At 33.8% G+C, this 12999-nt stretch carries 13 protein-coding genes; 2 read left to right on the forward strand and 11 right to left on the reverse strand.

Annotated elements, in window-relative coordinates:
* Positions 1-87 precede the first annotated feature (87 nt).
* A complete protein-coding gene (gene argA, locus J3U09_RS10365) occupies positions 88-1416 on the forward strand; it encodes an amino-acid N-acetyltransferase (protein ID WP_065735021.1) in 1329 nt (442 codons plus the stop codon).
* A 41-nt stretch (positions 1417-1457) separates the two neighbouring features.
* On the opposite strand, the gene J3U09_RS10370 is transcribed toward argA, so the two are convergent.
* From J3U09_RS10370 to J3U09_RS10420, 11 genes are all read right to left on the reverse strand, one after another.
* A complete protein-coding gene (locus tag J3U09_RS10370) occupies positions 1458-2711 on the reverse strand; it encodes a PTS ascorbate transporter subunit IIC (RefSeq protein WP_267358156.1) in 1254 nt (417 codons plus the stop codon).
* 618 nt (positions 2712-3329) lie between these two features.
* The gene (locus J3U09_RS10375) at positions 3330-4742 is read right to left on the reverse strand and encodes a glycoside hydrolase family 28 protein (RefSeq protein ID WP_267358157.1); all 1413 of its coding nucleotides are present in this window, start codon (positions 4740-4742) and stop codon (positions 3330-3332) included.
* 156 nt (positions 4743-4898) lie between these two features.
* Positions 4899-5870: a sugar-binding transcriptional regulator gene (locus J3U09_RS10380; RefSeq protein ID WP_065561987.1), complete on the reverse strand. Its 972-nt coding sequence runs from the start codon at positions 5868-5870 to the stop codon at positions 4899-4901.
* 102 nt (positions 5871-5972) lie between these two features.
* Positions 5973-7217, reverse strand: a complete 1245-nt coding sequence (locus tag J3U09_RS10385; RefSeq protein WP_065561988.1) for a zinc-binding dehydrogenase — start codon at positions 7215-7217, stop codon at positions 5973-5975.
* Between the two features lie 157 nt (positions 7218-7374).
* The gene (locus J3U09_RS10390) at positions 7375-8211 is read right to left on the reverse strand and encodes a mannose/fructose/sorbose PTS transporter subunit IID (RefSeq protein WP_267330940.1); all 837 of its coding nucleotides are present in this window, start codon (positions 8209-8211) and stop codon (positions 7375-7377) included.
* A gap of 17 nt (positions 8212-8228) precedes the next feature.
* The gene (locus J3U09_RS10395) at positions 8229-9035 is read right to left on the reverse strand and encodes a PTS mannose/fructose/sorbose transporter subunit IIC (protein WP_065561990.1); all 807 of its coding nucleotides are present in this window, start codon (positions 9033-9035) and stop codon (positions 8229-8231) included.
* 24 nt (positions 9036-9059) lie between these two features.
* Positions 9060-9554, reverse strand: a complete 495-nt coding sequence (locus tag J3U09_RS10400; RefSeq protein ID WP_065561991.1) for a PTS system mannose/fructose/N-acetylgalactosamine-transporter subunit IIB — start codon at positions 9552-9554, stop codon at positions 9060-9062.
* On the reverse strand, positions 9555-9974 hold the full coding sequence (locus J3U09_RS10405; RefSeq protein ID WP_065561992.1) for a PTS sugar transporter subunit IIA: 420 nt from the start codon (positions 9972-9974) through the stop codon (positions 9555-9557).
* 214 nt (positions 9975-10188) lie between these two features.
* Positions 10189-10866: a DNA mismatch repair endonuclease MutH gene (gene mutH, locus J3U09_RS10410; RefSeq protein WP_267358158.1), complete on the reverse strand. Its 678-nt coding sequence runs from the start codon at positions 10864-10866 to the stop codon at positions 10189-10191.
* 69 nt (positions 10867-10935) lie between these two features.
* Positions 10936-11484 carry an NADPH-dependent FMN reductase gene (locus tag J3U09_RS10415; protein WP_065735025.1) on the reverse strand — a complete coding sequence of 183 codons (549 nt, stop codon included), beginning with the start codon at positions 11482-11484 and terminating at the stop codon, positions 10936-10938.
* A 79-nt stretch (positions 11485-11563) separates the two neighbouring features.
* Complete coding sequence (locus J3U09_RS10420; RefSeq protein WP_267358159.1) at positions 11564-12160, reverse strand: Dps family protein; 597 nt, start codon at positions 12158-12160, stop codon at positions 11564-11566.
* A 267-nt stretch (positions 12161-12427) separates the two neighbouring features.
* Between J3U09_RS10420 and srlA the strand changes: the two genes are divergently transcribed.
* A complete protein-coding gene (gene srlA / locus J3U09_RS10425) occupies positions 12428-12976 on the forward strand; it encodes a glucitol/sorbitol-specific PTS transporter subunit IIC (protein WP_267358160.1) in 549 nt (182 codons plus the stop codon).
* Positions 12977-12999: the final 23 nt, after the last annotated feature.

A 12999-nucleotide genomic window follows, 5' to 3' on the forward strand; every position in this document is an offset into this window, starting at 1 on the left:
AATTTTTCAAAAAAGACTTGCCATTGGATAAAAAATAAATAAAAATACAAAAAATCTGAATAAATATTCATTTTGGATGGTGGTGCGATGAAAGAAAGAACAACTGAACTCGTTGATGGTTTAAGGCATTCAGTACCTTATATTAATGCACATCAAGGCAAAACATTCGTTATTTTATTAACTGGTGCAGTTTTAAAAAGTAATAATTATGCAAGTATCATTAGTGACATTGGTTTATTACATAGCTTGGGTATTAAACTGGTCATTGTTAATGGTGCGCGTAACCAAATAGATGAATCACTGAAAAATCATAATATTAAACCTAAATACCATAAAAATACTCGGATCACTGATGGCCCAACTCTAGATGTAGTTAAACAGGTAACAGGGTTATTACAACTTAATATTACCGCCAGCTTATCAATGAGCTTAAATAATACACCTTTGCAAGGCGCACATATTAATGTGGTTAGTGGTAATTTTGTTATAGCACAACCATTAGGTGTTGATGATGGTGTAGATTATTGCCATACAGGTAAAATACGTCGAATTAATAACGAAGCAATAGATGAGCAATTAAATCGTGGTTCGATTGTACTATTAGGTCCTGTAGGTGTGTCAGTTACAGGTGAAAGTTTTAATTTATCGTCAGAAGATGTTGCAGCCGAAGTAGCTATTCGACTTAAAGCCGATAAACTAATCAGTTTTTGTGCAGAACAAGGTGTACTTGATGAACAAAATCATGTAATAACTGATCTGTTCCCAGTGGATGCTGATAATTATGTTAATCGCAAAGAAGAATGTGGTAAACACCTATCTAGTGAGGCTCGTTTTTTGCGTGCGGCATCCAAAGCATGTCGTAATGGCGTCCGTCGTAGCCATTTAGTTAGCTATTTAGTAGATGGCTCTATTTTGCAAGAACTGTTTTCTCGTGATGGTATTGGTACACAAGTTGCTATGGAACATTCAGAGCAAGTTCGCTTGGCAACAATCAATGATATAGGTGGAATATTGGAGCTGATTCGACCACTTGAAGAGCAGGGTATCTTAGTTAAACGTTCACGAGAACAATTAGAGATGGAAATTGATAAATTCACTATTATTGAACGTGATAATATGACAATTGGCTGTGCTGCGCTTTACCCTTATCCAGAAGAAAAAATGGGTGAAATGGCTTGTTTGGCGATTCATCCACAATATAGAAACTCATCACGCGGTGATTTATTATTAGAAAAAATTTCAGAAAGTGCTAATAATTTAGGATTAGAAAAAATCTTTGTGCTTACCACTCGAAGCATTCATTGGTTTCGTGAAAAAGGTTTTAATCCAGCTGAAGTGGATGATCTACCGATTAAAAAGAAACAACTCTATAATTATCAAAGAAATTCAAAAATATTAATGTTTGATTTAATTTAAATTTATCGAGAAAAAGTCCGTTATAGCAACGGACTTTTTGATTAACTAAATAGCTTAACAATAAATTCAGTGATTAACGATAAGGATGTGAAATCAGGATCAGCAAAGGTTACACCTTCAACACCTAAAAATTTGAAGAGAGGTAATGCGAGGGCTGGCAACACACATAAAAGTAAACCATTAACGAAAGAGGCAATAACCGCTCCTCTTGCTCCACCTGTTGAGTTACCAAATATTGCTGCTGTTCCACCAGTGATGAAGCTTGCCATAATTCCGGGAATGATAATAGGTAAACCAATAAAAGGGAAAACGACCACACAAGCTATTTCAGTAAAGAAACTCACAATAAAACCAACTAATACACAATTTGGTGCTTTATCAAATAACACCATTGGATCGACCGCCGGCACACAACCAGGTGCGACAACTTGGGCAAATCCTTTAAAAGCTGGGATGATTTCTTCAGTAAAAATAGCGATCCCTTTTTTGGCAATATAGAGTCCTCCGGCAAAAATAGCTGATTGTTCCAACGCAAAAATAATAAACGTATTGTTTTTAAGTATCTCATTCAAATACTCAGCGGATGAAAAAGCACCGGATAAGCATAGTAAAACAAACATGGTAATAAAAGTCGCAACATCTGATTGCCTTAAAAAGCTAAAACGATCATTTATTTTAATCTTTTCGATATCATTTTTTTTATTTCCTAGCCATTTACCTAAATAGGAACCTAATAAGTATGAAACTGTACCAGCATGGGCAATACAATAATCATTATTCCCTATTATTGTACGGCTAAATTTAGAGAGTAAAGTTGGAAATATCGCCATATAAAGGCCAATAATCATTGCGCCAGTTGCAACAATGATATAGCCATTATATCCCATACCTTGTAAAACTGCGGTAAATGAAAATGCCATGAATAGCACTAAATGCAATGATAAATAAATCGATTTAAAGCGGGTAAATCTTGCTAATAGTAGATTAATTATCATCGCAAAAAAGAGGATAAAGGCGGCACTAGTACCAAGTGATTCCATCGTCAATGCGGTAATGGCTTCATTACTTGGTACGACCCCATGCATTCCAAATGCATGAGTAAACATGTTACTGAACATAATTAACACGCCACCTAAGATTTTTCCACCCGTTTTAATTAACACAAAACCAATAAATGAAAGTAGGGTGCCAGTAATAATTTTAGAAAGTTTTGCTCTCTGTAGTACCAATCCTATGAACGCAACTAATGCAATAATGATAGCAGGCTGACCAAATATATTTAGAAAAAGATCCATGTTTTTGCTCCAATTTTAATAACAAAACTAAAGATCATTATAATTAAAACAGCGTTCCAAATTGTGTTTTGGATCACAAATTAACAAATGAAATATGCAAATAATCAATTGGTAGCAAATTATTGATCTTGATTATGGAACATTAATTAAACTTTTTAGTTGATGATTTTCTGGGTTGATTGATGTTTATTTGTAAAAATAATTGAGGAGTCTATACCATTTCATTAAGTTTTGAGTTCTATATTGAATTACTTAATTTACATTGAACGGATAAAAATCATTTTAGAGGCGAGCTTTTAAAGTCAAAACAATTAATGAGAGATCACGTTGTGGTAAAAAGAAAAATTAAAAAACAGCATAATGAACAAGAGTGTGATGTCTTGCTTGTGCTTAGTCGATTTTGATTTCACGGAAATTAATGATAGATAATGCACTTTTTAGCGAAGATCAATGAAATATTCTGTAGTTCTTCAAGTAAATTTAATAAGACTATTTATTGCGTTAATTTTGAGTCAGAAATATAAGCGTTACCTATTTTGTTTGTCGGTTTGACAGTTTCAATTGGTAACGCTCTAGTTTGTGAATTTTTTATTAGCTCAAATCTGAGCCACCAAATTACTATTGATGAGTAATATGACTTCCTTTTTCTTTTATAATATCTGATCCTTTTTCTACATTAATTTTAGTGTGACTAAACTCAACTGATGCGTTACGAATTTTAAAACCGTTTTCCGCTTCAATATTGATGTTTGAAAATCTAATATTATCAAATGGCTTTTCTGGTGTTCCAATAATAAAACCAGCGTAATTACTTTTACCTTTTACAGTAAGATTATTGAAGCTAATGTTATTGAAGTATGGGGTTTGTTTATGCTCTTTTGGTTGTTCAGTATCCGCAGGATAAATCTGATCGCCTAACATAAATCCACCAGCAAATTCACCTTCTTGTAACGCTTTAATTTTTGCATCTTTTGTTGTTGGGCCGCCTTTATAATAAGCTGACAAAACAATTGGCGTTTTTACATTGACCATTGTTGTATTGTTATACTCAATATCTTTAACTTCACCACCTTTGCCTCTTGGCGATTTGATTCGAATACCATACATCGCATCGGTAAAGGTATTATTTTCTGCCAGTAAATTGCTCACACCGCCATATGTTTCTGAACCAATAGATAATCCACGACCGAGCATAAAGTTATTATCTGCAATATAAAAATCATGGCTAAGGTTGTTTACCGTTGATTTAATGGCAACATGGTCATCACCCACACTTATTGTGTTTTTTGTAATACTGACTCTTCTACTATCCATTGGATCAATGGCATCCGTGTTTTGCCACCAAGCTGGAGCGGATATTGTTGTTTTATTAATTGTAATATCTTCCACATTTTTAAAAACAATATGAAAACTTGGCGAATTTTGTATTGTGACGCCTTCAACTAAAATATTGTTAGCGTTTTTAAATAAAAGTAGACGTGGGCGATTTGTTGGTCCCTTTTTTCCGGCTTGACGAGTCTCGGCGCGGTATTTTTCTAAAAGCGTTGAACCTTGCCCATCAATAATTCCTTCACCGGTGATAGCAATATTTTTTTCTTCTGCAATATTAATAAACCCAATCCATTGTTTTGTTAGTGGTAATGATTCAGCTGATGATGACCATTTTTTTTGTTCTTCTGAAGGATGATATGCACTTTCCTCTGCTGAAGCTTGTACTACCGCCCCTTTTTCTAAATGAAATTCAATATTACTTTTTAAAAATAGAGGTTCAGATAGGTAATAACCCGCAGGAACAATAACTTTACCACCGCCATTTTGCGCACAATCATTAATAGCGGTTTGAAATGCTTTTGTATCATACCAAATACCTGTTGCTTCAGCGCCATAATCTCTAACATTACATTGTTTATTAGGAATATTAAGTTTGTCCAAAGTAACTGGAACAAATGGTGGTGAAGCTATCACAGCGAAACTAGCGGTAAGCGTGAGTAAACTAATAGATAATCCATTTTTTATAATTAAACGATACATGTTTTTTCCTTAATGAAGAATAAAAAAGATGAAGTATAAAATGATTATCTAGGTTAATAGTCTAAGAATCTGTTAATAGAGTCACAAATTTAAAAAATAATTTATAAAAATTGAAATGATGTTTTAATTTACGCAAGTGTCAGCTTTTTTATGAGATCAATTAACTAATTGATTTGCCATTTCATCACTAATGACTAACACATCAATATAATTTGCATTTAATGCAGCGATTAAACTGTTAAGTTTTTCAGCGTCGCCACTTGCACATATTTTTAGAGGGATTTTTTTTAAATTTTCTAACGTCACGCCAATAATTTGATCATGGAATGGCGTTTGTAATTCTTTACCATTTTTGTCATAAAATCGCGATAAAATGTCGCCGACAATTTTTCTGTTAGTAATTTTTTGAAAAAGTTCACCATAAAAACCATACCAAATTGAGCTTTTGGATATAGCTGGACAACCAATACTAAATAAAGCAACTGTGATCTTATTCCACCAATCATTGAGTTCTTTCATGTGTTGAGTTTTTTCAATTTCAGTTTTTAAATTAGCGGTATCAACGATAGCGGGGTAATCAATTAATATTGCTTTACTTTTAAGTTTATCGGAAAGTTTACAAGCTATATTATTTACGTGGTATTTTGTTTCGATCTTGCCAGAAGGGCCACCAATCATTGGTACGATGGTAACATTTTCAAATGTAGCATTATCATTTTTTAAACTATTCACAATATAATTGATCGAGCGTCCCCAGGACACACCAATCACATCATTATCGGTAATATTTTTGAGTAGGACACTTGCTGCCACATTACAAACAATCTGATTTTTACTTTCATTGTCTATATCAGTGTTGACGGGTACAACAATGACTTGTTTTAAATGATATTTATTACAAATTTTTTCTTCTAACGCTATATCAGGCAACAGATTATAATTAATCGAAATTGAAACAATGCCTAGCTCGCGTATTGTTTTTAACATTCGACTAATGCTTGAGCGATGTATGTTAACTATTTTTGCTATTTCGGACTGTGTTTTATTCTCTTCATAATACAATTGAGCAATCTTAATTAACATCTTATGCTGTTCAAACTCGTCGTTGCTAAAATTTTGATTAATCATAGTAGCGTTATCTTATTATCTTTAGTTATTAAAAAACTCCATATTTTTATTCAAATCAAGATGTCACAAATAAATGTCATCTTGATTTGAATAGAGTATAAATCAAGAATCAATATCAGGAAAATAATTTAAAACATAATCTTCAGCTTCTTTTGACCAAATACCATTATTTTTAGAGAGTATTTTTTGTAAAGTAATATCATCCGCATTTTTATCTAATGATTCTATGCATTTAAGATCAAACTTTTTGTGGGTATAAACTAATTTTTTTCCACCTTTAATCTGATCCTGTATTTGAGTGACTTTACTTGCTTGGTCTATACCCATAATGTGAGTTACGATTTTTGCCACATCTACCGAACCTGATTCGATTAGTTTCACCGCTTCTCGCATATCATTAGTATTACCGCCTGAAGTGCCAACGATATGGGTAAAGTTATAATGAACATCGTAGAAATTAATTTCAGCCGAAAAGTTTTTATCTTGGGGGCCAGCAAAAAAGTTAAGGCAACCGTCAATCGCTAATAGTTGAGAGGCGAGTTGAATTAACTCTTGAGAAGGTAAGAAAACAAAAACATCATCAAAACTTCCTGTGGTGGATTTATCTTTTAATAATTTCGCTTGATCATCGACATTAGAAATATCCACAAATTCTAATTCAATACCATTACGAGATTGATAAAGGGTTTTTAGATGTTCTATTTTCTCTTTGCTACGACCAGTTACGACAACCTTTTTAGGTGCGATGGGTCCCCCTAATGCATAATCTATTGCTAGCATACCCATAGGGCCCGTACCACCTAAAATAATCAGATTACCATTAGGCTTAATGCCCATAATATGTTCATAACTATTTGGCTTTAAATGAAAATTGGCATTGAATGCCCCAATGATACACGACAATGGTTCAATTAACGCACCTTCGAAATAAGTTTGTCCATCATAAGGAATCAAACAGTCTTGTTTTAGTACATCATGGTTAATTATCATGTAAGTTGCACAACCACCAGTATAAGGATAAGAATAACCTACGCAATATGGGCTATCAGAAAGTTGTAAATTGGCCTGAACGACATATTTTTGTCCTGGTTTGAATTTATGTTGCCATTTTTTACCCACTTGTATAATTTCACCGCAGCATTCGTGCCCAATAATAATGGGATTATTTTTTAAGTCGGGTGGCGTTTTCTTATGATTTTCACCTTGATTGACTAATTTTAATGAAGACATACACATACTATCTACAATGACTGTAACTAGAATTTCATCATCAGTAATTTCAGGAAGTTGAAATGACTCCAATCGCAAATCATTTTTTCCATACAGTCTAACTGCTTGAGTTTTCATATATTCCTCTAATTCTCTAATTTGGTTAAATTTATTTAGGAAAAGGTTTAAAGCGTTTTTATTTCAAAAAATCAAATTACTATTAATAAAGTTCTCGGTAATTGCTTTAAACCTTTTTATTCATTTTCAACGGTCAATTTTTTATTTCTTTAACTCTTTAACCTTTAGCAAGAATACCTAAACCATAGCCAATAATACCTACCGCAAATAATGCAAAGATTAAAATTATTGGACTGACTTTTTTTCTTAACAATTTCATCATCAAAAGTGTTAACGCTAATGGCAATAATCCTGGTACAAGGTCATTGAGAATGCCTTGTACTGTCATAATGACCTCTTCTCCATTCATGCCGGTCGTTTGGGATACAATAAGTGGGACATTTATGGAGGTCCATTTTGTGACTAAGACACCCATGATAAATAGGCCTAAAATTGTTGCGCCTTCTGTTAATTTTGGAAGAATATTACCTGAAAGATCTTTAACAATTCCGATTCCTTTAGATAACCCATACGTTAATCCATACCATTTCATGGCAAGTCGAATTAAGTTAAATAAGACAAAAAACAGTAATGGCCCAGCTATATTTCCGGTTAGTGCTAGTGATGCCCCAAGCGCTGCAGTTATTGGGCGTAAGGTTCCCCAAACTAATGGATCACCCACTCCCGCTAACGGTCCCATTAAACCAACTTTTAAACTGTTAATTGTGCCATCAGAGATATCAGCACCATTTGCTCTAGCTTCTTCCATTGCCATGGTAACGCCTATAACGGGTCCACACATTGCTGGAGTCGTATTGAAAAACGTTAGATGTCTTTTTAATGCTTCACGTTGCTCCTCTTTGGTTTTGTATACTCGTTTGATTGTAGGAATCATATCCACACAAAAAGCTAAGGCATGAATTCGTTCATAGTTGAAAGATGCTTGTTGAAAATTAGATCGAATAAATGTACTAACAATATCTTTCTTTTGAATGGTATTTAACATTTCTTTCATAATAGAATCCTTATTTATTAATCGTCTAACTCGTCATCAGCAATGATTGAATTTGCCACAATACTTTTTTCGCTATTTTTAGTCGTGTTAAACTTTGAATTTAATTGGACATAAATGGTGGCAAAAATAACGCCTAAAATACCGAATGAGAGTAAACTGAAGTTTAAGTAACCTCCAAGAACAAAGCCTAAATAGAAGAAAGGTGCTAAATATTTAACCATCATCATGTTTAATACCATTGCATAACCAACTACCACAATAAATCCACCCGCAACAGCAAGACCACCAGTAACAATATCTGGCAACATGCTTAATAAGGTGTTAACGGTATTGGCATCAACATAAATGGCGACCAATGTTGCCGGTATTGCTACTCGTAAAGCTTGTACAAAAAGCGCGCTATAATGTAAAAGTTCTATTTTTTTGAATTGAACTTTTTCTGCGGCATTATCAGCTTCATGTTGGAAGACAACCGTGATTGTTCTTGCAAATACCGTTAGAACTTGACCTGCTGCTGCAACGGGGAGGGCGATTGCGATTCCAGTTTGAATATCTTGTTTACCTACTACAACTAATATCGCGGATATAACACTAGCCAGTGCTGAATCAGGTGATTGTGCCGCACCAATATTCATCCAGCCTAATGCAATCAATTCAAGCGTACCACCTAAAATGATACCTGTTTTTATATCACCTAATATTAAGCCTATGACGGTACAGGCAATTAATGGGCGATGAGTTTGAAACTCATCAAGCACACTTCCCATACCTGCTATACAAGAGAAGATGAATATTAATACAATTTGAAATAATGAAATTTCCATTTTTTGCCTCCTTGTTTATTCCTATTAATTAATAGGGAATTCTTGTTCAAGTAGCTTGATAAAATCGACGTTAGGATCGGTAATTACCACTTTTAAGCAAAGATCAACTCCCATCTCATGCATCTTTCTAAATGCCGATACATCGTTTTCATCCACTGACACCGCTTTAGTAATCTGCTTTTTACCTGCTTTGAAAGACATACCACCAATATTGATACTCTTAATTGGTACACCTTGTTCGATTAATCGCAGAATATCGGTTGGATTGGTAAAAAGATAAAACACGGTATCGTTTTCATATTTTGGGTTTTTATAAACCGCTGCCGCTTTTTCAATACTCACAACAGAAACTTTAATTCCAGGAGGTGCAGCTTGTTTAACTAATGTGGCTCGGATTTCGTCATTAGCAACTTCATCACTAACAACAATGATTCTTTCTGCTTTTGCTTCTTTGGTCCAAACTGTTGTGACTTGACCATGTATTAAACGGTCATCAATGCGTACTAAATTTATAATCATTTAAAGTTCCTCTTCTTCAGCGATATTTTTAGCTATTTTTTTGAAAGATTTGATGAAATCGGATTTCATGTCATTAAGTTGTTCAAAAGTTTCTTCAAGGCTAATTGAAGAGTAATCAAGATGTAATAACGCTAAACAAAGTGGTAAAGATAAACCACTGATGACTTCGATGTTTTCTGATTGCATTGCCAACATTGCCGCTGCGTTATAAGGGCTACCTGAAAAAATATCAGTAATAATGATGAATGGTTGCTCAGTTGATTGATTAATAATTTTTAGATATTTGTCTTTTAATGTCTCAATACCATCACCTAACTGAAAAGTGATAGCCCGTACATTTGGGTACTCACCAGCTATCATTTCAATGCTATTTTTCATTTCCACGGCAATGTTTCCATGACCCGCTAATATAAAGTTCATCTCACACCTCTTTCACAAATTCTCTTGTTGCTTCACAAATGTTTAAATGAATTTATATGCACAAATGCTCAAAGTAAATCACTAATGTGCAAAAATGTGACGTAGATTTGATTTTCTTGCAAAATAAAAGAAATGGTTTTTTTCTTAACGAAAAAAGGAGTATTTTGTAAGGCTAAAAAAATAAGGGTGATTGAAATTAAATGATCATTTCTTCTTAACTTAAATGATCAATGGAATTCTGTAGGATTTGTGAAGTAAATGACTTTTTAAGATAGAACCCTCTTGGGCGAGTTAAAATAATCTCGCCATTTTCACCAATGGCTTCAGTTAAAGCTTTTCCATTGGCAGCTTTAGGTCTGATCTGTAAATAGGTGCCATAACGCGCGGTGATTTTTTCAACTTGACCAAGTGCTATCATATCCATTAATTCTTGCCAATCTTGTTTAAGTTGTTGCTCTTGTTCTAAAGTTGGTGTCCAAAGTATTGGTTTTCCAACTTTTCTTTCTGCAAGAGGTATACTTCTTTCCCCTTCAATCGGGATCCAAAGTACTTTGCTAAGCTTGTATTTAACATGGCTGGTTTCCCAAATCACACCGTGATTTGCCATTAAAGGAATAACACTAACAAAAGTAGTTTCTAATGGTTTACCTTTTTTATTGACTGGAATTGTTTTTAGTTCAATGCCTAAATTAGAAAAGTCTTGTTCTGCTTTACTGCCGGCATTCGCACCAAGATAAGTTTCAATCAGATTGCCTACCCATCCTTTTTGTTTATTAAGATTAGCAGGGATAGGAATATTGACATATTGAGCTATCTCAGCAAAGCTATAGCCAGCGGCCATTTCTGCTCGACTCAATAACTCTTGTTCATTAGAAGGATAAAAGTTTAGCATCTGTTTCGAATAAATTTAATAATATCCACAATCAATTATATTGGTTGTGGATATTAAAATAAATCATTATTAACTTAGCTGTTCAACCCATTTAGCATAACTTTCAATGATTGATGAAAGAAAAGACTTGGTTTTTTCGTTAATATTGCCACTTTCATCAAAAGCTGTACCAATATTACCGATATAAGCTTCCGGTTGTTGTAGGGTAGGCATATCAAGAAAAACTAAAGATTGTCGTAAATGATGATTAGCACCAAAGCCACCAATAGCGCCTTGTGATACTGAAACCACAGCGGCTGGCTTTTTAGACCAAACACTTTTACCATAAGGGCGTGATCCAACATCAAGTGCATTTTTTATGACAGCGGGTAATCCGCGATTGTATTCTGGTGTAACAAAAATCACACCATCACAATTGGCAATTTCTTGGCGAAAACGATTATAGGATTGTGGCGGTGTATCAGTATCAATATCTTCGTTATATAAAGGTAAATCACCGATTTGGATGATATTTAGTGAAAGTGATGATGGCGCAATTTGTTGAAAAACTTTGGCTACTTTTAAGTTATAGGAATCTTTACGTAAACTACCAACAAGTACTGCAATTTTTTTACTCATTTTTGGTTCCTCTTAAATTGAAAATAAGAGACACCATGAGTGTCTCTTATTTATGATAATTACAGAACTTCACAGAGCTTTAGTGTCCTGATGAGTCCATTCTACGACCTGTTTCAAATAGGAACCATGCGCGTCTTTCAGTTTGATCAATCCACTCTTCAATTAAACTAGCTGTTGCGGTATCGTTATATTTGTCACAGATATCATGTGCTACGCGCATACGTTCTGTAAGTTTGATGTTATCTTGACAAAGTTCAGCAAGCATATCTGATGGTTCAACAAAATCAGCATTGTTGTCTGAAATACTTTGTAATTTAGAAATATGACCAATTGAACGTAAAGTCGTTCCACCTAATTTACGTACACGTTCAGCAATTGGATCTGTCATTGCAAATAGTTCTTCTCCATGGTCATCTAACATTAAATGATAATCACGGAAATGTGGACCGCTGACATGCCAGTGGAAGTTTTTAGTTTTTAAATATAGAGCAAACACATCTGCTAATACAGAGTTCATTGCGCCAGAAATATCTTTTGAAGCTTTTTGGCCTAAATCAGTTGGAAATAAAATTGCAGATTGCTGTAATCTTTTGGCAGAACTTACATTTTTTAAAACTTTTGGAGCTGTTGATGATTTCGAAGTCGTTGTGCTTTTTTTAGTAGTACTTTTAGCCATGTAATATTCTCCTATAGGTGAATTAAATGATTATTTAACATCACCAAATTACGCCAACTCTTTATTAAAGTCCAATCAAAATGAGCTATTTTTAACTATTACTGCTATATCAACTATCTATGAATGATTAATTACCCTATTTTTTTCTATTGTTTAAAATATTTCTTTCAAAATAAAAGAAAATATTTCAAATTGTGATCCAGTTAAAGTTTTTTTGATTTCATAATTGTTAATATTTCTTTGCAATTTAAATCAATAGGAGAAAATATGATTGATACAATTTCATTTGGAGCCGAGTGGTTTATCGGTTTATTCCAAGGAGGCGGTAAAGTGTTAGTCGGGATGGTCACCTCGATTTTACCTTTATTAATTTCATTGTTAGTAGTTATGAATGCGGTCATTAAATTTATTGGACAAGATCGTATTGAACGTTTAGCTCAAGCTTGTGCGGGTAACCCTGTTTCACGTTATTTATTACTTCCTTTAATTGGTACATTTGTATTTTGTAATCCGATGACACTAAGCTTAGGTCGCTTTATGCCAGAGTTTTACAAACCTAGCTATTATGCAGCATCCTCTTATAGCTGCCACTCAATGAATGGTTTATTTCCACATGTAAATCCTGGCGAACTTTTTGTTTATTTAGGGGTTGCTGCTGGATTAACTACATTAAATTTACCATTAGGTCCATTAGCTGTTAGTTATTTCCTTGTCGGTTTAGTTACTAACTTCTTTAGAGGTTGGATTACAGACTTTTGTACAGCCATTTTTGAGAAAAAAATGGGAATTAAACTAGATAGAAAAGTTCATTTATAACAATTATCTATCACGATATAAGG

The sequence above is a fragment of the Gilliamella sp. B2889 genome (assembly GCF_026536885.1).
In the GTDB taxonomy this organism is placed as follows: domain Bacteria; phylum Pseudomonadota; class Gammaproteobacteria; order Enterobacterales; family Orbaceae; genus Gilliamella; species Gilliamella apicola_E.